This is a genomic window from Streptomyces sp. NPDC031497 (genome assembly GCF_055580905.1).
In genome coordinates this window covers 58,547-79,483 of sequence record NZ_JBVIKO010000029.1, presented here as the reverse complement: position 1 = coordinate 79,483, position 20,937 = coordinate 58,547, and the positions used below count along the sequence as shown (strand labels likewise).

Below are 20,937 nucleotides of genomic sequence, written 5' to 3'. Positions count from 1 at the left end.
GGCGCCCCTGCCGCTTACCGCCCGCCTACTGCTGTCCGGAGTTCTGGGCCGCGCTCACGATGAGGTCCGTGACCTCCTGGGGGTGGGAGATCAGGGAGACGTGCGAGGAGTCGATCTCCACGGTCTTGCGCGCGTGCGCGCGCTTGGCCTCGTACCTCTCGAGGCTCGGGTTGATCGCCCGGTCCTGGCTGCCGACGAGCACGTAGACTGGCTTGTCCCGCCAGGCCGCCTCGGTGACCTTGTCGGTGAACGCGGACTGTGCGATCGGGCGCTGCGTCGCCGCCAGGACGGCCGTCTGCTGCTGCGGGAGGTCCTGGGCGAAGACGGCGTGCAGCTTGCCGGGCTGGACGTACACGTCAGTGCCGGTGGTGCCGTCGCCGTTGCGGAACGGCACCTGCTGGAGCGCGCTGGTGAGCGGGACGGCCGGGAACTTGGCGGAGAGACTGGAGAACGACTCGCCCTTGTCCGGCATGATCGCGTTGATGTAGACGAGCGCCTTGACGTTGTCGAGCCCGGCGGCCGCCTGCGAGATCACCTCGCCGCCGTAGGAGTGTCCGACCAGGACGATCGGCCCCTTGACCGTCTTCAACAGGCTGTTCAGATACGTGGAGTCCTGGGGTATGCCGCGCAGTGTGTTGGGCGGGGCGATGACCTGGTAGCCGTCCGCCTGGAGGCGCTGCACCACGCCGTTCCAGCTGGACCCGTCGGCGAACGCTCCGTGCACGAGGACCACGGTCGGTTTCTGGCCCTCCGGGGCCCTGCCGACGCCGTCCGCCGCGTGCGCCGGCACCACGGTCAGGGCGGCGAGCACGGCCACCGCGAGGGCCAGTCTGCCCTCACCTGATTTCAAGGTCCCAGAGGCGGTCATGTGCGCGGTCATATGCGCGGTCATGTGCTTCCCCTTCCTCGACGTGCACGGTGAGAACAGGAAGGCCGATATCAGGCGTCAAATCAGCCTAGTCCGGTATCCACGGCGGTCAAACGGAGAGGTTGTGCCTATGGGGCGAGTGGCAATTCCGTTCCCTCAGGCCACCAGTTGCAGCCACCAAGAGGGCTGCTCAGACTTGTTACATATGCCTGATCGCCCACGGGAGTTTCGGAGTTTCTCATGGCCAAGATCCTGTGCGTGCTGACCGGCGCCAGTTACTGGACCCTGAAGGACGGGCACCGGCATCCGACCGGCTACTGGGCCGAGGAGTTCGTGGCGCCCTACAGCGTGTTCACCGACGCCGGACACGAAGTCACCGTGGCAACTCCGCATGCCGTGGTGCCCGTTGTGGACACGATGAGCCTGGAGGCCCGCATGGCGGGCGGCGAGGAGAACTCCCTCCGGGAGGAGGCCGTCATCGAGTCGGCGGATGAACTGCGGCATCCCCTCTCCCTCCAGGACGTGCGCCTCGAGGACTACGACGCGGTCTACTACCCCGGCGGACACGGCCCGATGGAGGACCTCGCGGTCGATCCCGAATCCGGGGAACTGCTGCGCGACGCCCTCGCGTCCGGCCGTCCCCTCGGCATCGTCTGCCACGCCCCGGCCGCCATCCTCGCGACCCGGGACGCGAACGGCGACACGCCTTTCGCGAATTACCGTCTGACGGGTTTCTGCAACGAGGAGGAAGCCGGCGTCGGTTTCGCCGACAGAGCCAAGTGGCTGCTGGAGGACGAACTGAGAAAGCTGCCCACCGAGTATTCGAAGGGCCCCGCCTGGGAGCCGTACACGGTCTCGGACCGCAACCTCTACACCGGTCAGAACCCGGCTTCCTCGGGCCCTCTCGCCGAGGAACTCGTCGCCGCCCTGTCCGGAACCGCCCGCTGAGGAACCGGAGTCCGCGCCCCGACCGGGATCATCCGCCGCCCAGGTCCAGCAGGACCTTGGACGCCCTCGTACGGTCACCGGCCAGGTCGAACGCCTCGACCGCGCGGCTCAGGGGCAGGGTGTGGCTGACGACGGGGCCGACGTCCAGGCCCGAGGCCAGGAGCGCGAGCGCGTCGTCGAACTCGTGGTCGAAACGGAAGGCGCCCCGGAGGGTGATCTCGCGGGTGACGACGACGTTGCCGAGGAAGCCGGTCTCGCCGGGCGGGAGCAGTCCGAGGAGGACGACGGTGCCGCCCCGGCGGATCCGCTGGACACAGGTGCCCAGGCCCGCCCCGGAGCCGGACGCCTCCACGGCCACGTCGACGTCGTCGGGCCAGGCCGGGTCGTCGGGGCGGTCCGCCCGGACGGTGGCCGTCGCGCCGACGCTCCTGGCGATGTCCAGCGGGGCGTCCAGCAGGTCGCTGACGATCACCTCGGCGGCGCCCGCGTGCCGCAGCGCGGCGACCACCAGGGAACCGATCGGACCGGCGCCGGTGACCAGCACCCGCCTGCCGGCCACCTCCCCGGCGCGGCGCACCGCGTGCAGGGCGACGGAGAGCGGCTCGGCGAGTACGGCGCGACGCGGGTCGAGCCCGGCCGGCAGCGCCCGTACCTGGTCGGCGGGGACGACGAACCGCTGGGCGAAACCGCCCTGGACGTGCGGCATCCGGGCGGCGCTGCCGAGATAGCGGGCGTGACCGCACACGTTGCGCCGGTCACCCGCGCACTCCGGGCAGGTCCCGCACGGGGTGGCCGGGTGGACCGCCACCGGGGTGCCGACCGCGGGGCCGCCCTCGGTACCGGGGCCGAGCGCGGCGACCCGGCCGACGACCTCGTGGCCGAGCACCAGGGGTTCGCGGACCTGGAAGTCGCCGACCGAGCCGCGGTGGTAGTAGTGCAGGTCCGAGCCGCAGATGCCGCCCAGGGACGCGGCCACGAGCACCTGCCCGGGGCCGGGCAGGCCCGGGTCCCACTCCTCGACCCGGAGATCGCCCGCCTTGTGGACCACGCATGCGTGCATGTGATGCTCCTTCCCTCGGGTCACAGGACCGACAGCATGCCGCCGTCGACGTACAGCACCTGCCCGTTGACGAAGTCCGACGCGGGCGACGCCAGGAAGATCAGGGCGCCGATCAGGTCGGAGACCCTGCCCCACCGGCCGGCCGGGGTGCGCCCCCGTACCCATGCGCTGAACTCCTCGTCCGCGACCAGTGCCGCGGTGAGTTCGGTCTCGAAGTACCCCGGGCCCAGGCCGTTGACCTGGATGCCCGAGGGGCCGAGGTCCGCGCACATGCCCTTGGTCAGCAGCTTCAGCCCGCCCTTGGTGGCGGAGTAGGGGGCGATGCCGGGCCGTACCGTCTCGCTCTGCACCGAGAGGATGTTGACGATCTTCCCGTGCCCGCGCGGGACCATCCGGCGGGCGACCTCCCGGCCCATGAGGAAGGCGCTGGTGAGGTTGGTGCCGAGCAGGCGGTGCCAGTCGTCGTCGGTGAAGTCGACCAGCGGCGCGCGGTGTTGGGCCCCGGTGTTGTTGACGAGGATGTCGATCGGGCCCACCTCGTCCTCGATCGCGGCGACGTTCGCGGCCACGGCGGCGGAGTCGGTCACGTCGAAGGGGTAGGCGAACACGGGGGATTTCCCGGCGAGTTCGTCGCGGGTGCGGGCGAGGGCCGTCCCGTCACGGCCGTTGAGGACGACCGTGCAGCCGGCCTCCAGCAGCCCCTGGGCCAGGGCCCGCCCGATGCCCCGGCTGGAGCCGGTGACCAGCGCGACGCGCCCGGCGATGTCGAACAGGGGGCTGGGTGTCATGCCGGCTCCGCCTTCGTGCCCGGCAGCGGCGTGCGGGCCGGGCGTCCGTCGAGGACGTCCAGGACGTTGTCCACAGCGAGGTCCACCATCGCCGCGCGGGTCGCCTCGGTGGCCGAGCCGACGTGCGGCAGGGCGAACAGGTTCGGCCGGGCGGTCAGATCGGCCACGTCCGCGCCGCGCGGCTCACGCTCGTACACGTCGAGCCCGGCCGAGTGCAGGCGGCCCTCGTCGAGGGCGCGCAGCAGGGCGGCCTCGTCCACGACCCCGCCCCGGGAGGTGTTGACCAGCGTGGCGGTCGGCTTCATGACCCGCAGTTCCGCGGCGCCGATCAGGTGGCGGGTGGCGTCGGTGAGCGGGACGTGCAGCGAGACGATGTCGGACTGGGCGAGGAGCTGCGGCAGCGCGACCGGGGTGGAGAGGCCGTCGGCGGCCGAGCCGGACCGGTCGTGGTGCAGTACGCGCATGCCGAAGCCGGTGGCGCGCCTCGCCACCGCCCGGCCGATCTGCCCGTAGCCGACCAGGCCCAGGGTGGCACCGTGCACGTCCAGGCCGAGGTAGTCATCCATCCGGAACAGGTCCCAGGCCCCGGAGTGCAGCGCGTCACGGGCCACACCCAGCCGGCGGCGGGCGGCCAGGATCAGCGCGAACGCCAGGTCGGCGGTCGTCTCCGCCAGCACCCCCGGGGTGTGGGTCACCACGACCCCGCGCTCGGCCGCGGCCCGCTGGTCCACGCCCTCGAACCCCATGCTGGCCAGGCTGACCACCTTCAGGGAAGGGCCGGCCGCGTCCAGCAGTCCGGCGTCGACCCGGTCATTGCCGAGGGCGAGAACGGCACTCACGCCTCCCTCGGCCGCGGCGAGCGAGGCCAGTTCGGCCGGCTCCGGCCGGCCCGTGCCCGTCCAGCGCACGACGTCCGTGTCCGGACGGGACGCCAGCCGGTGCAGCCCGCCGCCGGGCAGAGTGCCACGAGTACTGAGCACGCGCTCTTTCATCCACCACTCCCACGCTGCTTCTGCGTTACGACGGTGAAAACGTTAGTCAGCGCTCAGCCGACGCAACCAATACCGGATTCGTGTGACGTCATCGGGCTTCGGGATTCCCGCCGAATTCGTTGATCAGCTCGTGAAAGAGATCGTGTACGGCGAGGGCGGGTTCCGACAGGGGCTGGTGATCGGACGTGCACAGGGAGAGCTTGACCTCGATCGTGGGGTCGACGATCCGCCGTACCACCAGACTCCGTACGTCGAGTATGGCCTGCGCCGCCGACCAGGGCAGCACGGTGGCGCCGAGACCGGCGCCGACGGCACTGGTCAGGGTCAGGACCGACTCGATCTCGCCGACGACCCTCGGTTCGAGGGAGACATGGCGGAAGGCGGCGTCCACGACGTGCCGGATGGTGTGGATACGGCTGGGGAGCAGCAGGCCCACCCCGGCCAGCTCGGCGATGGAGACCTCGTCCCGGTCGGTCGCCGAACCGGTGCCCGGCGCGGCGACCAGGTACAGGTCCTCGGTCCGCATCGGCTCGAACTGGACACCGCGTACCGGACCGGCGTCGTAGATGAACGCCATGTCCATCCGGCCGGTCATGATCGCCTCGCTGATGACACCGCCGAAGTTCTCGTTGATGTGCAGCAGGATGTCCGGGTAGCGCTCGCGCACGGCCCGCAGCAGCGGCAGGGCCAGCGCGGCGCCGGTGCTGTACGGGGCCAGGCCCACCGAGACGCTCCCGGCCGGCGCCCGCCCGGACACGTCGACCGCCGCCTGCGCGTGTTCGAGCTGGCGCAGGATCAGCTGGGCATGGCGGTAGAGGGCGCGTCCGGCCTCGGTCGGTGCCACCCCGCGCTTGCTGCGGATCAGCAACTGCTGCTTGAACTGCGTCTCCAGCATCGAGACCTGCTGGCTCAGCGCGGGCTGCGCGATGTGCAGGATGTCGGCGGCGCGCGTGATGCTCCCGGCGTCGACGATCTTGACGAACGAGTACAGACGCCTGGTGTCCATCGGCGACCTCCAGCCTGAGAGGAGGGCTCATCGTACGGGCGGTCCGGGCGGCCCGAGAGCGAGCGGTGTCATACCCCGCCCTTATCACGCCACACACAACGGGTATTTGAAGCGCCGATCCCCCGGTACTACGGTCACCGAAACGCGAAATTCCCGGTCGACGGCGACCTGCCGAAGAAATTGCAACAGCCACGTTAACCGCGTTTCGGATTCATTTCCCCGGCTCCCCCCTTTTTCCCGGCTTCCCGGCTTCCCGGCTTCCCGGGCTTACCGGCTTACCGGCTTCCCATTCCTGGCGGAGGACGACATGACACTCACGGTCGATCTCGTGGCCGACCTCGGCGAGGGGTACGGCCCCTGGACCATGGGGGACGACGAGGCCCTCCTCTCCGTCCTGACCTCGGCCAACATCGCCTGCGGCTTCCACGCCGGCGACCCGCGGATCATGGACGCCACCGTCCGCCGCTGCGTGGACCGCGGCGTCGCCGTCGGCGCCCACCCCAGCTTTCCCGACCGCGTCGGCTTCGGCCGCCGCGCGATGGACCTGACCCCGGACGAGGTCCGCACCGACGTCCTCTACCAGGTCGGCGCGCTCCAGGCGTTCGCCGCCGCGCACGGCACCCGGGTGGGGCACGTGGCCCCGCACGGCCGGCTCGGCAACCTCGTCGCCACCCGGCGGGACTACGCGGTCGCCGTGACCGAGGCGATCGCCTCCCTCGACCCCTCACTGATCGTCCTGGCGCAGGACGGCGAACTCGCCGACGCCGCCCGCGCCCGCGGCCTGCGCGTCGCCGTCGTCGGCATCGCCGACCGCGCCTACCAGGACGACGGCACCCTCGTCCCACGGAGCGAACCCGGAGCGGTCATCCACGACGAACGGGAGATCGCCGAACGCACGGTCCGGATGGTGACCGAGGGCGTCATCCGCAGCGTCGGCGGCCGTGACATCCCCGTCGACTGCGACACCGTCCTGCTGCACGGCGACACGCCCGGCGCCCTCTCCCTCGCCCACCTCATCCGCGAGGAACTCCTGACGGCGGAGGTCGGGATCGCCCCGCTGGCCGCCGTACTCGACGGGAAGAGCACCTGATGAACGGCGACATCCGCATCGCGGACTGCGGTGACTCGGCCGTCGTGGTGAAGGCCCAGGGCGCGGGGGCCTGGCGGCTCGTGCACGCCCTCGCCGACGCGGTCGAGGCGGCGGCGGTGGCCGGCGTGTACGGCATCGTCCCGGCCTACGACTCCCTCCTCGTCGAGTTCGACTGCGCCACCACGGACCACGACACGGTCCGCCGCGCCCTGCGGCAGGCGGCAGCCCGGCTCACCGACGGCACACCCCCGTCGCCGTCCCCCCGGCGCTTCACCGTCCCGGTCGTCTACGGCGGCGAGCACGGCCCCGATCTCCCCGTCGTCGCGGACCGACTCGGCCTGACCGAGCGGGAGGTGGTGGAGCTGCACACCGCCCAGGACCTGACCGTGCGCTGTCTGGGCGCACCCGTGGGGGCGCCGATGATGGACGGTCCCGCGTTCCCGGCGCCGGTGCCGCGGCTGGCCTCGCCGCGGACCAGCGTGCCGCCCGGCTCGGTCGCGGTGGCCGGCCGGCAGGCCGTGATCTGCCCGCTGCGGTCCCCCGGCGGCTGGCCCATCCTCGGCCGTACCCCGCTGCGCGTCCTCGACCTCGACGCCGAGCCGCTGACGCCGTACCGGCCGGGCGACACCTTCCGGTTCGTGCCGATCACCGCGGAGCAGTGGCGCGACCACGACGGCGCGATGCTCTCGGCCGAGGCGGTGGCCCATGGCTGACACCCTCACCGTCCACCGCGCCGGACTCACGACCCTCCAGGACCTCGGCCGCCCGGGCCGCTCCCGCGACGGCCTCCCCGTCAACGGCGCTCCCGACCAGTACGCCGCCCGCGTCGCCAACGTCCTGACCGGCAACGACGAGAGCGCGCCGCTGCTGGAGACCACCGCGACGGACTTCAGCTGCACGCCCTCCGCCGACATACTCGTCGCCGTGACCGGCGCCCCCGCCGACCTCACCGTCGACGACGTCCCGCGCCCCCGCTGGGAACCCGTGGTCGTCCGCGCGGGCGAGACGATCCGCGTCACCGGCATCAGGGTCGGCGTCCGCGCCTACCTCGCCGTCCACGGTTCGGTGGAGTCGCCGTACCTGCTGGGCAGTTGTGCCCCCGACACGATCCTCGGCTTCGGCCACGCCCTGCGGGACGGCGACCAGATCGCCGTACGGACGGCCCTTCGGGCCCCGATCGGCCACCCGGTCTACGGCATCCCGCTGTTCCGTGTGCACGCGTCCGTACCGCGTCTCGCCGGGACGACGGCATGGACGATCGACGTCACCGACGGCCCCGACCTGGCGGAGTTCGGCGACTCGGCGGACCGGCTGTTCCGCTCGGAGTTCACCGTCACCCCGCGGAGCAACCACATCGGCCTGCGCCTGTCCGGCGACGTGCCGCGCAGGACCGCGACCGGCGAGGTGCTCTCCCGTGGCGTCCCCGTCGGCGCGATCGAGGTGCCCGCGGGCGACGAACTCCTCGTCCTGCACCGGGGCCGCGGTGTCACCGCCGGCTATCCCGTCCTCGCGGTCGTCACCTCGACCGGCCTGGACGCGCTCGGCCAGGCCCGCCCCGGCCAGGCCGTCCGCTTCCGGCGCCGCACGGTCGCCGAGGCGGTGGCCGCGTACCGCTTACAGCGCGCCGGTATCGAGGCCCTGAAGACCCGCGTCCGCACGGTGTTCGACGCCCACCGCATCCCCTGACTCCCCCATGCACGGCCCCGCACGTCAGTGACACCCCGTCCCCGAAAGCGCACGAACGTCATTGAAGGAGACCGCCATGGCCACCGTGGCCGCACAACCGACCCCCAACACGGTCGATCCGAGAACCGCTCGCAAAGTCACCCTCGCCGGCTGCGTCGGCATCTTCGCCGAGCTCTACGACAACGGCATCTTCGGTTTCATGGCGGGCACCCTCGGTGCCGTCTTCTTCCCCGACTCGGCCAACGCCGTCCAGCTGGTCTTCCTCGGCTACGCCGTCTCCTTCTTCTTCCGCCCGCTCGGCGGTGTCATCTGCGGCCACCTCGGCGACCGCATCGGCCGGCAGCGGATGCTCGTCTTCGTGATCATGCTGATCAGCGCGGCGACGGCGGCCATCGGCCTGCTGCCGACCTACGCGGCCATCGGTATCGCCGCACCCGCGCTGCTGATCCTGCTCCGGGTCGCCCAGGGCTTCTCGGTCGGCGGCGAGGCATCCGGCGCGATGAGCTTCCTCGCCGAGCACGCGCCGGAGGGCAGGCGCGGCCTCTACACCAGCTACGCCCAGATCGCCTCCTTCCTCTCCCTGCTCACCGGCACGCTCATCGCGGCCGCGCTGACCAGCGGCCTCGGCGCGGATCGGATGGAGTCCTGGGGCTGGCGGATCCCGTTCCTGCTGGCCATCCCGCTCGGCGTCACCGGCATCTACATCCGCAGGCGGATCAGCGACACCCCGAACTTCACCCGCCTCCAGGAGAGCGGCGGCCTGGCGAGGAACCCGCTGAAGGAGGCGTTCTCCTCCGCCGAGCACCGCCGCGCGATGCTCCTCGCGCTCTTCATCCCGCTGATGAACGGCTCCGGCTACTACGTCCTGTTCAGCTACATGCCGACCTTCATGAGCAGCGAACTCCACTTCAGCAAGGTGCAGGGTCTGCTCGTCACCGCGAGCAGCCTGGTCGCCATCTCGGTCGCCATCCCCTACATGGGCCGGCTCTCCGACCGGGTCGGGCGCAAGAAGGTCCTCGCGGGCGCCGCGATCGCCATGGCGGTCGTCGCGATCCCCTGTTACCTGCTCATCGGCACCGGCAACGTCCCGCTCGCCGTGCTCGGCGCGTGCGTCATGGCCGTCGTCTTCGCGGGCCACACCGGCGTCATCCACATCCTGCTGGTCGAGCTCTTCCCGACCCGGGTGCGCTACTCCGCCTACGGCCTCGGCTACAACATCTCCTCCGCCCTCTTCGGCGGCACCGCACCCCTGCTGATGACGTGGCTCATCGCCGAGACCGGCAACGTCAACATGCCGGCCTTCTACGCCGTCGTCACCGCACTGGGCACGCTCGTCGCGGTGTCCAGGGTCCAGGACCGGGCGCACCAGCCCCTGCGCGACGCGTAGTCAGCCCGCCCACGCCACCCCACTCCACCCCCCACCCCGCACCTCTGGGAGTAGTTCACATGCCCTTCTCCGACTACAAGACCGCGCTCGTGACCGGTGCCTCCACCGGAATCGGGGCCGTGGTCGTCGAGCGCCTGGTGAAGCAGGGGCTCGAGGTCCACGCCGTGGCCCGCAACGCCGACCGCCTCGCCGACCTGGCCCGGCGCACCGGCTGCGTGCCGCACGCCGTCGACATCACCGACACCGCCGCCCTGACCGGGGCCCTGCGGGGCATCGAGGTCGACGTCCTCGTCAACAACGCCGGTGTCTCCCGCTCCGGGAACATCCTCACCGCCGACGAGTTCGCCGTCGACGAGCAGGTGGCGGTCAACATCCAGGCGATACTGCACCTGGTCCGCCTGCTCATGCCGGGGATGGTGGAACGCGACCTCGGGCACATCGTCAACATCAGCTCGATCGCGGCCGTCTACAACTTCGGCGGCAACACGATCTACCACGCCACCAAGGCGGCCGTGCACACGCTCTCCCGGCAGCTCCGCGTCGATGGTTACGGCCACCGCATCCGCGTCACCGAGATCTGTCCGGGCCGGGTGGAGACGGAGATCTTCGGCCGGCTGCTCGGCGACATGGAAGAGGCCCAGCGCGTCTACTACGACGGCTACGAGTCCCTCAAGCCGGAGGACATCGCCGACGCCATCGACTTCGCCATCGACTCACCGCGCCATGTGAACATCGGCCACGTGGAGATCCTGCCGACCTTCCAGGTGCCGGGCGGCCTCAACTTCGAACGGCGGGCCGACTGACATGGCGGACACGACAGTCACGGCCCTGGCCCAGCGGGTCGACCGCATCAAGCCCTCCCCCAGCACGGCGGCCGCCCAACGCGTCCGCGAACTCAAGGCGCAGGGCCACCGCATCCTCGACCTCACGGTCGGCGAACCGGACTTCGACACCCCCGACCACGTCAAGGCGGCGGCGATCGAGGCGATCGGCCGGGGCGAGACCAAGTACACGCCGGTCAACGGCACCCCCCAACTCCGCGCCGCCATAGCCGACAAGCTCACGCGCCGCCACGGGCTGACCTACGCCCCCGACCGGATCACCGTCGGCGGCGGCGCGAAGCAGATCATCTTCCTGGCCCTGATGGCCACCCTGAACACGGGCGACGAGGTCATCGTCCCCGCCCCGTACTGGGTGTCGTACCCGGACATGGTCCTCGCCAACGACGGCACCCCGGTCGTCGTCCCGTGCCCGGAGAGCGACGGCTTCAAGCTGACGCCGGACCGCCTGGAGTCCGCGATCACGGACGCCACCCGCTGGCTGATCCTCAACGCCCCGAACAACCCGACGGGCGCGGCCTACACCCCGGCCGAACTCCGCGCCCTGGCCGACGTGTTGCTGGCCCACCCGCGTGTCCTCGTCCTCACCGACGAGATCTACGACGAGATCTGGTACGGCGACGAGGGCTCCGGCGAACTTCCCACCACCCTCGCCGCGGTCGAACCCCGCCTCGCCGAGCGGGTGTTCCTCACCAACGGCGTCTCCAAGACGTACGCCATGACGGGCTGGCGGATCGGCTACGGCGCCGGACCGGCCGGCCTGGTCGGCGCCGTCAACAAGCTCCAGTCCCAGATCTCCTCCTGCCCCTCCTCGATCAGCCAGGCGGCCGCCACGGCCGCGCTCACCGGCGACCAGGGCTTCATCGACGACTGTGTCGCCGTCTACCGGGCCCGCCGGGACGAGACGGTGAAGATGCTGACCGACATCCCGGGCCTGACCTGCACGCCACCGAGCGGCGGCTTCTACGTCCTGGTGAACTGCGCGGGACTGCTGGGCCGGCACACCCCGGCCGGTGAACGCATCGGCACGGACGAGGAGTTCGCCGCCCACCTCCTGGAGTCGCAGCAGGTGGCGGTGATCCACGGGGCGGCCTACGGAGCCCCCGGCTACTTCCGCATCTCCTTCGCGACGTCGAGCGCGGTCCTGACGGAGGCCTGCGAACGCCTCTCCGCCGCCTGCGCCGCCCTGACCTGACCGTTGCCCCTTGTTCCGCCCCTTGTACCGCTCCTCGTACCGCTTCTCGGAGAGAGACCCATGCTGCGTGTGAACACGAAGTTCGACCGCCCCGATCCGGACCTGGTCGAGCGACTCGGCACCTACTCCTCGGCCACCGTCCACGAGGCGCAGGGCCGGCTCGGCGCCCTGAGCTCGAAGATCAAGCCGGTGTCGGACACCATGTCCCTGTGCGGCCCCGCCTTCACCGTGCGCTGCGCGCCCCGGGACAACATCATGCTCCAGGTGGCCATCGCGCACGCCCGGCCCGGCGACGTCATCGTCGTGTCCGCCGGTGAGTACGCGGAGGCGGGCTCCTTCGGCGACGTACTGGCCAACGCCTGCGTGGCCAAGGGCCTCGGCGGGCTGATCACCGACACCGGTGTCCGCGACACCCGGGAACTGCGCGACCTCGGCTTCCCGGTGTTCTCCCTCGGCGTCTCCATCAAGGGCACGGTCAAGGAGACCGTCGGCCCGATGGCGGAGCCCGTCCTGGTCGGCGGCGAGCTGATCCGCCCGGGCGACGTGGTGCGCGGTGACGCCGACGGTGTCGTGGTGGTCCGCCGCGAGGACCTGGCCGACGCGGTCCGCCTCTCCCAGGAACGCGTCGACGCCGAGGCCGCGTACATCGCCGCCTACCGATCAGGAAAGAGCGTCATCGAGGTCAGCAACCTCACCGCGGTCCTCGAAGCGAAGGGCCTGGTCGTCGAGGAGTGACCCCGTGACACCGGTTCAGGCTCCTACGGTCCCGTCGATGCCCTCCCGCAGGAAGTCGGCGTGGCCGTTGTGGCGGCCGTACTCCAGGAGGACGTGGGTCATCACCATGCGCAGCGACACCTCCTGCTGCCACCTCGGCTGGTATCCGGCCCGGTCCAGGGATGCGGCCTCGCGTTCGATCCGGCGCGAGGTCTCCACCTCGGCCTGCCAGGCCGTGAACGCCTCCTGACGGGTCGACCTGCTCGCGTCGTACGCCGCCTGGAAGTCGACCTTGTCGGACCAGACCATGGGCGCGTCGTTGTCCTCGAACACCCGCCGGAACCAGGTGCGTTCCACCTCCGCCAGGTGCCGAACCAGGCCGAGCAGCGAGAGCGTGGACGGCGGCATCGACTGCCGCCGCAGCTCCTCGTCGGTGAGCCCTTCGCACTTCATGGCGAGGGTGGCCCGGTGGTAGTCGAGAAACGCCCGCAGCGTGTCGCGTTCGTTTCCGAAAGCGGGCGGTCCTATGCGGTTGTCGCTGGTCACTGACCGTACTCCTTGTCCGTTCCGGCGTCGGGGGGCAGCGGCGTCGCCGCCTCACCGGAGCCAGTATTGGGCAAGGGCCCCTTCCCGGTACGGCGCGGGGCTGACGCTGAGGTCGCCGGCGAAGGGACGGTCCAGGACGAAGACCAGGAGCAGGCTGAAGCCGACGAGTCCGGCGACCGAGGCGACGAACAGGATCTGGACCCGCAGTTTGCGCATGCCGTAGAGGAACGTGAGCGGCACCAGGACCAGCGCGCCGCCGACGGCCAAGGCCTGGAGCAGCGGCGGAAGTTCCTGGCGTGCCATGGTGATGCGGGCCCGCCGCTGGGAGGCCACGTCGTCGAGATGACCGACGGCCTGCTCGTAGAAGACCTGTTCCTGCTCGTTCTTCGGGCCGTACGTCTGGAACACCCGGAAAGCGTCCTGGAGATGGGACTCCGTGGCCCCGTAACTGGGGTGCCCCGCGCGCATCCGGGGCCACTGGTCCTCGACGACCGCGTGGACGTAGCCGCTCATGGCGGCGTCGAGACGGGCCCGCACCGACGCCGGGAACGAACCGGCGTCGCGCGTGATGAGCGCCACGTCGGTGGCCTCGGTGGCGACGATGGTCTGGGTGTCCTCCAACTGCGTCCACAGGGTGACGATCACGAACGCGAGGATGATGCCGTAGATGGCGCCGAACATCCCCAGCGTCACACCGACCATGTCGTTGTGCTCTCCGCGGGCCAGCGACGGGTACCTGCGGCGCAGCACCACACTGCCGGCGACAGCCAGGGCGACGGTCCCCCCGACGGTGCAGACGGCCAGCGTGAAGGTGCTGAAGTGGTTGAGCAGCCATAGGGACATGTGCGCGGAGTCTAGGCGGGACACAACACCCCAAAACCGCCGCACTCAAAGCCGCTACGGGTATGACGGGAAGAAGTTCACACCACCGAGTGAGAGCCCGATCCCGCCAGGCCCCGGCTTTGCCACAGCTTGATCAGGCGTATCCCCACACCTTGATCTTCCATGTCCCTGACATGGCTACGATTGGCCGACTTCGGGGCTGGAGGGGGAGACGACGGGGATGCTACGGAGATCGCTCGCTTTCGTCGGTGTGGCCGCGCTGGTGCCGTTGACCGCTTCCGCCGTCTCCGCACAGGCGGCGTCGGCCTCACTGGCCGTCACCACATCGGGCCGGCACGGCGGCAAGGTCTCGACGACGGTCACCGTCGTCGCCGTGCCGTCCGGTCATACGTACAGCGTCAAGTCCGGCAAGCGGATCAGCCTGCCGTCCGGGCGTTACCTCGCGATGACCGACATCTACGAGAGCGCCAAGGACGGTCTGGGCACCGACACCATCGGCGCGCAGGTCGTCCAGGTGTCAGGCAGCAAGTCGGTGACGCTCGACGCGCGCAAGGGCAAGGCCGTCAAGGTGTCACTGGACACGCCCGCCGACGTGACCGGCCCGCCGCGGATCAGCGCACAGGTGTGCGCCGCCACCGTCGGGAACACGCCCTCCGCCTTCAGCGCGGGTGGCTGGAACGACGAGGGCGCCCTCTACGCCATCCCGAACTCCTCCAAGCTGCTCCAGTTCGGGTACCTGGCACAGTGGTCGGGCGACGACAGCTACGTCGCCGTGAAGAACACCACGGGCATCCCGGCCGCGCCCGGTGGGTCGTTCACGCGGTCGAAGCTGGCGACGGTGCACTTCTCGGTACGCAGCGGTACGCAGATGGGTCGTCAGACCGGCACCGCAATCCAGGCGGTGCCGAAGGTCGACGACTGCACGACCGACCTGAAGGCCGAGGTCCGCGACGACGACGCACCGTACAGCGCCACCGTCCATGTGACTCCCGGCACCTGGCAGCCCCGCGACTACGTCTCCGCGAGCGACGGCGAAGGCGTCAGCGGCGGATTCCCGAAGGTCAGGACGCTGACGGCGGGGCAGAGTGTCACCCAGTCCTTCGGCCGGGCGGTGTGGGGTCCGTTGCACGACCTGCCGCTGATCGGGGACAAGTCCGTCACCTTCCATCCGGACGCCCTGATCGGCGACCCCGACGTCGGCGTCAACAGCGCCGACACGACGAAGGAGACGGTGGTCCTGTCCAGGGGAAGCACCACCGTCAAGAAGCAGACCCTGACCAACTGGGGCACCGGGGACGCCGTGTTCTCGGCCGGGGCCCGCTCGGCCGGCTGGTACCGCCTGACCGTCGACGCCCACCGCTACCGCCCGGGCATCACCTTCCCCGCCGGCATGCTGTCCTCGCGCGCCACCCTCGACTGGTACTTCAAGGCCGACCCGGCCAAGGCGACGGTCGCGCCCGTGTTCCTGACCCGCTTCCTGCCCACCGGGCTGAACACGCGCAACCAGGCCGCGCCCGACAGCACCACGACGGTCGGCGTGAGCGCCGCACGCGGCTCCCAGGGCACCGACCTGAAGTTCACCAAGGTGACCGCCAAGTCCGTCCGGGTCTGGTCGTCCGCCGACGGCGGCAAGACCTGGAAGGCGGCGACCGTCAAGCACTCCGGCTCGACCTGGCAGGCATCCGTCCACAACCCGGCCTCCGGCGCCGTCGCCCTGCGCTCCGAGGTGACCGACTCGGCCGGGGACCGCTCGGTGGAGACGGTGTACCGGGCGTACGCCATCGGCTGACACCGCGGTCGCCGGATCGCGGGCGAGCCGTGCCCGAGCACCCGGTGCCCGGCATCGGCCACGTCCCGACGTCCGCTGCGGCCAGACCGGCCGGACCGGCCGCGCCTGTCGGCGGGACCTCCTCGGGCTCCCCCTGGCGACCGGCCACGGGCGGCCGTCGGTTCGCCGCACGGAACGGGCCCGGACGCGTGATGTCGTCCGGGCCCGCGGGATGGCGAGGGTCGGTTCAGAAGACGCCCTTGTACCCCTGCCAGCCGGTGGCGATCTTCGTACGGCCGCCGAAGGAGCCCTTGCCGTTGCCGTTGTTGCGCCAGACGGTGCCGGAGGTGTCGCGGGAGACGAGGTCGGCCCTGCCGTCACCCGTGATGTCCCCGACCCCGACGATCGCGTTGTACGAGCCGCCCCAGTTGGCGAACAGCTTCACGCGTGCCTTGAAGGTGCCCTTGCCGGTGCCGTCGTAGCGGTACAGGTTGTTCGCCTTGTCCTGCGCGAGGAGATCACCGATGCCGTCGCCGTTCAGATCACCGGCGCCCACGATCTTCTTGTACGTCTTCCAGTCGGCGTAGAGCTTGACGCGGGCGGAGAGTTTCCCGGCGCTGGTGCCCTTGTACAGATAGACGGTGCCGGTGGAGGTGTTGCGGGCGATCAGGTCCGGTCGGCCGTCACCACTCACGTCACCGGGCGCGGTCAGCACGTCGTACTGCTGCCAGCCGCTGCCCAGCGAGGTGTACGCGGTGGAAGGCGTCACCGCCGCCCCGCACGCGGGCCGGTAGGCGCGCAGCGCACCGCTGCTGAACCGCACGAGCACGTCGTTGCAGCGGTCTCCGCTCAGGTCGCCGAAGGGCACCGCCTTCACCGTGGCCGGCCACCCGGAGCCCGTCCGCTTCCCGGTGAACGTCCCCTTCCCCGTCCCGTACTGGTACGCCAGCCCGCCCGAGCCGGTCAGCGTCATCAGTTCGCCGAAGCCGTCGGTCCCGACGAAGTCGCGGCGGGCCGGGGCGGCTCCGGTGACCTTGACCGTGCCCGTCCTCGTCAGCGCCGCCCCCTGCCCGTCCGCGGGGGTGACGGTCAGCTTCCAGGTGTAGGCGCCGTTGGGCACAAGGCGGCCGGAGCCGTCCTTGCCGTTCCAGGCCGGGGTCACCACTCCGCGTGCCGGACCGCCGGAGAGGGTGCGGACGGCCGTACCGGCCTTGTTGTCGACCACCAGCTTCCAGGAGGCCGCGGGCTTGTTCAGCCACCACTTCGGGCTCCACTGCGCGGCGCCGCCCTTGACGTCCACCGAGGCGGCGACGGTGGCGTCGCGCTGCACGAGGGCGGAGACGGGAACCTCGCTGGAGGTCAGGCGGATGGCGTTGTCGGAGCGGAGCTGGGCGATCACGCCGGTGTAGGGGTCGACGTCCCAGGCGTTCCCCTCGAACGTCCCGGCGGTGTGCGACACGGCCGTCCCACCGCGGACGTCGATCACCTTCAACTGCCCGGCCGCGACGGTCGCGACGAAGCCGTCGCCGAGCTGCGCCTGTTCCCAGTCGGAGCCCGCGAGCGTCAGGTTCCGCTTCGTGACGGTGTCGTAGACGCCCTGGCCCTCCGAGCCGAGCACGCAGTTCCACAGCAGCCACCGGCCGACCGCCTGGAAGTCGTTCAGGAGGCAGCCGCGCCCGAACCACACCGGCTCGCCCTGCTTCCCGGTCAGCAGGTCGTAGGGGACCACGGTGTCGTTGCCGGACATAACCCACACGGTGGTGCCCCAGATCGCCCGCACGCTGTCCGTCGTCGTGTACACCGTGCGCCCGGAGTCGAGGTCGACGACCCGGGTCTCCGCCACTCCCTTGCTGTCGTACGGCCTGGTCAGCGCGGCGAAACGGCCGTTCGCGGCGGTCGCTGTCTGGTAGCTGCGGGAGCTGTCGATCCGGGTGCCGGGCAGCGACCGGTCGGCGCCGAGGAGCTGGGGCTGCTGGGCGGCGCTCGTGCCGTAGCCGGAGATGACCGTCCGGCCGTCGCCGGTGTCGAGGAGACGCGGGCGGCTGCCCGAGTAGCTCTCCAGCACGATACGGCCGCGGGTGGTGCGGGCCCCCGCCGTGGGGGAGTCGGCCACGCCGGTCTCCCGGGTGTGGAGATACGACCAGTCACCCACGGGGTCCTGCTCGATGGTGGTCAACCGCCCCTGGGTGAGGGTCAGTTGGGAGACCGCGTGGGCGGTCTTCCGCGGGTACGCGTCCGCGATCCGGCGCACGGTGACCCCGCCGCCCGCGGCCGCCTCGATGAGGGAGACACCCCAGTGATCCGTGTCGGCGCCGCCCGCGACCAGGAGCCCGCCGTCCGGAGTCGGCACGGCCTGCCGTGACGTCCTGGCCAGCAGCGTGCGGGGCGCGGAGCCGTCCAGCGGGACGGCCTCGACCCGCGAGACCGCGCGGTAGGTGTCGTTCTGGCCCAGGGAGGAGTCGTACCGGGACACGATGACGTTGTCGCCGACCAGGCCCAGCACCTGCGAGATCTCGCCGACCCGCACGGTCCGCACGGCGGCGGCCGGGTTCTGGCGGGAGGCGACGTGCAGGGTGCCGTCCTCGTACCACACCAGGTGGGTGGGGCTGAGCGCGACCAGGTAGTACCACGCCCGCACGGTGTACGGCAGGGCGGTGAAGCGCCCCTGCTCGATGTCGAGCCAGCCGGTGACGTCGTCGTCGCCCTTGCGGTACTGCACGACCTGCCCGTGCGCGTCGCCCAGCCCGGCGGCGGACGTCAGGTAGACGCCGGAGGGGACGCCTTCCACCGTGCGGTCGGAGACGGAACCGTCGTCCCGCGCGTCCAGCAGATGCCACACGGAGTCGGTGCCCGGCGTCCCCGCCGTCGTGACGACCGTCGACCCGAGCGTGCTGAAGTACGCGTACCCGTCGGGCAGCTCGACGGTACTGACCTGACCGGACGTCATGTTCCGCAGTGTCACGGTCCTGGCGGAGGTGTCGTAGCGGGCGACGACGTCCGAGCCCGCGCCGGCACTCGTGACGCCGTACGCGTCCGTGCCCGACGCGTCGACGACCGTGTCGACACCGTCGTACGTCGTCCACAGCTGGCCCCGCCCCTCCTCGTACCGGAGGAATCCCGAGGGCCCCGCGCTCAGCAGGCCCGTCCGGGGGACCATGGCCGTGGTGGCCGGCACGACCACCTCTCCGGTGACCGTCTCCCCCTGCGCGCTGCCGGCCATGAGCGGGCCGAGCCCGAGGGCGAGCGTGCAGGAGACAGCGGCGGCGGTGGCGCCTCGTACGAGCGCGCGTCTGCCCATGCGGGACCTCTCCAGGAAGGGTGAGCGAGACCGGAGAGACCTGCGCGCACGCCGTCGAGCCGCAGGTCATGGACGTGCGGCACTATGACGTTCGGACACCCCCCCGGGCGAGTGGCCGGATCCTAGCATTTTACCTGCGCATGACCTGTCACAGAGCCGGCAGGCGCAGGGCGAGGAGGGCCACGTCGTCGGTGCTGCCGGGCGGCATGCGGGCGAGCAGTTGGTCGCACAGCGTGTCCAGCGGCGCGTGGGCCAGCGCGAGGGCGTGGCGGCGCAGCCCGGCCAGGCCGGTGCTGAGGTCGCTGCCGGGGACCTCGACCAGCCCGTCGGTGTAGAGCAGCAGGGTGGAGCCCGGTGGCAGGGGCTGCGTGGCGTCGGGTCGGCTCGTCTCGGTGCCCAGGAAGGCGCCGAGGAGGATTCCCTGTCCGGCTTCGAGGTAGCGCGCCTGTCCGTCCGGGGTCAGGAGGAGTGGCGGCGGATGGCCGGCGCTGGTCCACCGCAGTGTCCACGGCCCGGTGTGCGGGTGGCCTTCGACCCGGGCGAGGACGAGGGTGGCCATGGAGACGGTGGTGATGGCGGGCATGGCGTCGTCGAGACGGTCGACGACGGCGCCGGGCGGCCCGGTGTGGTCCCAGGCCAGTGAGCGCAGGATGCCGTGCAGTTGGGCCATCCCGGCCGCCGCGGTCAGGTCGTGGCCCACGACGTCGCCGATGACCAGCGCGAGCGTGCCGTCCTTCAACTCGAACGCGTCGTACCAGTCGCCGCCGACCTGGGAGCCGGCCGGGGCGGGCTGGTAGCGGGCGGCCAGCCGCAGGCGGCCGGGCTGGGGCAGGGGGGCGAGCAGGTTGCGCTGCATGGCCTCGGCGACGGCGCGCTGGCGGCCGAACCGCCGTGCGTTGTCGATGACCAGGCCGACCCGGCGCCCGATGTCGGTCACCACCCCCAGGTCGGCGGTGTCGAAGGGGTGCGCCGGGTCGGTGCGCACCAGCGTCAGGGCGCCGGTGATCTGGCGTCCGGACCCCAGCGGCACCGAGAGGACGGACCTCGCGCGCACCGTCCGCAGAAACCCGCTGTACGCCGCGGCCAGCGGGGAGCCGGGCGGCGCGGCCGTGCGGGCCTCGTCCTGAAGCACGGGATCACCGCTGTTCAGTACGTGGACGAGAGGTGAGCGGTCCCCCTCCGCGGGATCGGGTAGCCGCTCGCGCCCGCCCTCCAGTGCGCCGTCCCGGCCCGCGGGACCGGTCACCGCCATGCGGTGGACCTGCCCGGAACGGGTCAGGAGGTCGATGGCCGCCCAGTCGGCCAGGCGGGGAACCAGCAGGCGGCCGAGCCGGGCCAGGGCCTCGTCCGTCTCCAGGGTCTGGCCCAGTACGTCGGTGATCTCCGCGACCAGTGTCAGCCGCTCGTTGAGGTCCTCCAGGGCGCTCGTATAGGCCGCACGTTCCCGACCCGCGCCGTGGTCGCCCGTGACGTCGGTGAACATCAGGGCGATGCCCTTGAAGGAGCCGCCGTCCCGCAGGGGAGAAGCGGACCAGGAGATCGTGATCAGGTGGCCGTCACCGCGCAGATAGCTGTCGCCCTCCCCGCGCGCGGGGACCTCCTCGGCCAGCGCCTGGAGCAGGGGACACCGCTCCCGCAGGAGCGTGCCGCCGCCCGCGTCCCGGTGCAGCAGATCGTGCGCGTCCCGTCCGCGCATCTCGCCGACGGCACGGCCCAGCAGCCGCTCGGCGGCCGGGTTGAGGGCGACGATCCGTCCGGCCGGATCCAGCACCATCAGGGCCGTGCTCAGCTGGGCGACGACCTGCCACCAGAATCCCGGCTCGGCCGCCGGCCATGACCGCCCCTCGTCTCCCGCACCGGGCACCGCACCCGCACCACGCACCCGCCACCACGCACCCTCCAGCCGTCG

General features: G+C 71.4%; 18 protein-coding genes. 9 read left to right on the top strand and 9 right to left on the bottom strand.

What is annotated here, in order from left to right; translation table 11 throughout:
* Positions 1–25: 25 nt before the first annotated feature.
* Entirely contained in the window at positions 26–892 is an 867-nt protein-coding gene (locus ACZ5K7_RS40230; protein WP_351707995.1) for an alpha/beta fold hydrolase, read from the bottom strand.
* A gap of 216 nt (positions 893–1,108) precedes the next feature.
* On the opposite strand from ACZ5K7_RS40230, the gene ACZ5K7_RS40225 reads away from it, so the two are divergent.
* Positions 1,109–1,816, top strand: a complete 708-nt coding sequence (locus ACZ5K7_RS40225) for a type 1 glutamine amidotransferase domain-containing protein (protein WP_450972939.1) — start codon at positions 1,109–1,111, stop codon at positions 1,814–1,816.
* A gap of 28 nt (positions 1,817–1,844) precedes the next feature.
* On the opposite strand, the gene ACZ5K7_RS40220 is transcribed toward ACZ5K7_RS40225, so the two are convergent.
* From ACZ5K7_RS40220 to nac, 4 genes are all read right to left on the bottom strand, one after another.
* On the bottom strand, positions 1,845–2,876 hold the full coding sequence (locus tag ACZ5K7_RS40220) for an L-idonate 5-dehydrogenase (protein WP_468922024.1): 1,032 nt from the start codon (positions 2,874–2,876) through the stop codon (positions 1,845–1,847).
* A 20-nt stretch (positions 2,877–2,896) separates the two neighbouring features.
* Entirely contained in the window at positions 2,897–3,664 is a 768-nt protein-coding gene (locus tag ACZ5K7_RS40215; protein ID WP_468922022.1) for an SDR family oxidoreductase, read from the bottom strand.
* Entirely contained in the window at positions 3,661–4,656 is a 996-nt protein-coding gene (locus ACZ5K7_RS40210) for a 2-hydroxyacid dehydrogenase (protein ID WP_351707983.1), read from the bottom strand. Before ACZ5K7_RS40210 ends, ACZ5K7_RS40215 begins: the two co-directional genes overlap by 4 nt.
* Positions 4,657–4,744: 88 nt before the next feature.
* Complete coding sequence (nac, locus tag ACZ5K7_RS40205; protein ID WP_468922019.1) at positions 4,745–5,662, bottom strand: nitrogen assimilation transcriptional regulator NAC; 918 nt, start codon at positions 5,660–5,662, stop codon at positions 4,745–4,747.
* Between the two features lie 307 nt (positions 5,663–5,969).
* Between nac and ACZ5K7_RS40200 the strand changes: the two genes are divergently transcribed.
* The 7 genes from ACZ5K7_RS40200 (at position 5,970) to ACZ5K7_RS40170 (ending at position 12,594) form a co-directional block, all read left to right on the top strand.
* On the top strand, positions 5,970–6,752 hold the full coding sequence (locus ACZ5K7_RS40200; RefSeq protein ID WP_468922016.1) for a LamB/YcsF family protein: 783 nt from the start codon (positions 5,970–5,972) through the stop codon (positions 6,750–6,752).
* The gene (locus tag ACZ5K7_RS40195; protein WP_468922013.1) at positions 6,752–7,465 is read left to right on the top strand and encodes a 5-oxoprolinase subunit B family protein; all 714 of its coding nucleotides are present in this window, start codon (positions 6,752–6,754) and stop codon (positions 7,463–7,465) included. Before ACZ5K7_RS40200 ends, ACZ5K7_RS40195 begins: the two co-directional genes overlap by 1 nt.
* Entirely contained in the window at positions 7,458–8,438 is a 981-nt protein-coding gene (locus tag ACZ5K7_RS40190) for a 5-oxoprolinase subunit C family protein (RefSeq protein ID WP_468922010.1), read from the top strand. The genes ACZ5K7_RS40195 and ACZ5K7_RS40190 overlap by 8 nt, the downstream gene beginning before the upstream one ends.
* A 76-nt stretch (positions 8,439–8,514) precedes the next feature.
* Positions 8,515–9,825, top strand: a complete 1,311-nt coding sequence (locus ACZ5K7_RS40185) for an MFS transporter (protein ID WP_351707968.1) — start codon at positions 8,515–8,517, stop codon at positions 9,823–9,825.
* A 59-nt stretch (positions 9,826–9,884) separates the two neighbouring features.
* A complete protein-coding gene (locus tag ACZ5K7_RS40180) occupies positions 9,885–10,628 on the top strand; it encodes an SDR family oxidoreductase (protein ID WP_468922006.1) in 744 nt (247 codons plus the stop codon).
* Between the two features lies 1 nt (position 10,629).
* On the top strand, positions 10,630–11,859 hold the full coding sequence (locus ACZ5K7_RS40175) for an aspartate transaminase (RefSeq protein WP_468922003.1): 1,230 nt from the start codon (positions 10,630–10,632) through the stop codon (positions 11,857–11,859).
* A gap of 60 nt (positions 11,860–11,919) precedes the next feature.
* A complete protein-coding gene (locus ACZ5K7_RS40170) occupies positions 11,920–12,594 on the top strand; it encodes a 4-carboxy-4-hydroxy-2-oxoadipate aldolase/oxaloacetate decarboxylase (RefSeq protein WP_351707959.1) in 675 nt (224 codons plus the stop codon).
* Between the two features lie 15 nt (positions 12,595–12,609).
* Here the strand turns inward: ACZ5K7_RS40170 and ACZ5K7_RS40165 are convergent, their stop codons facing one another.
* On the bottom strand, positions 12,610–13,119 hold the full coding sequence (locus ACZ5K7_RS40165) for a DinB family protein (RefSeq protein ID WP_468922000.1): 510 nt from the start codon (positions 13,117–13,119) through the stop codon (positions 12,610–12,612).
* 51 nt (positions 13,120–13,170) lie between these two features.
* The gene (locus tag ACZ5K7_RS40160; protein WP_351707953.1) at positions 13,171–13,962 is read right to left on the bottom strand and encodes a bestrophin-like domain; all 792 of its coding nucleotides are present in this window, start codon (positions 13,960–13,962) and stop codon (positions 13,171–13,173) included.
* 220 nt (positions 13,963–14,182) lie between these two features.
* Here ACZ5K7_RS40160 and ACZ5K7_RS40155 point away from each other — a divergent pair, with 220 nt between their 5' ends.
* On the top strand, positions 14,183–15,751 hold the full coding sequence (locus ACZ5K7_RS40155; protein WP_468921996.1) for a hypothetical protein: 1,569 nt from the start codon (positions 14,183–14,185) through the stop codon (positions 15,749–15,751).
* A gap of 226 nt (positions 15,752–15,977) precedes the next feature.
* Here the strand turns inward: ACZ5K7_RS40155 and ACZ5K7_RS40150 are convergent, their stop codons facing one another.
* Positions 15,978–19,028: an FG-GAP-like repeat-containing protein gene (locus ACZ5K7_RS40150; RefSeq protein WP_468921993.1), complete on the bottom strand. Its 3,051-nt coding sequence runs from the start codon at positions 19,026–19,028 to the stop codon at positions 15,978–15,980.
* A 148-nt stretch (positions 19,029–19,176) separates the two neighbouring features.
* On the bottom strand, positions 19,177–20,892 hold the full coding sequence (locus ACZ5K7_RS40145) for a PP2C family protein-serine/threonine phosphatase (protein ID WP_468921990.1): 1,716 nt from the start codon (positions 20,890–20,892) through the stop codon (positions 19,177–19,179).
* Between the last annotated feature and the right edge of the window lie 45 nt (positions 20,893–20,937).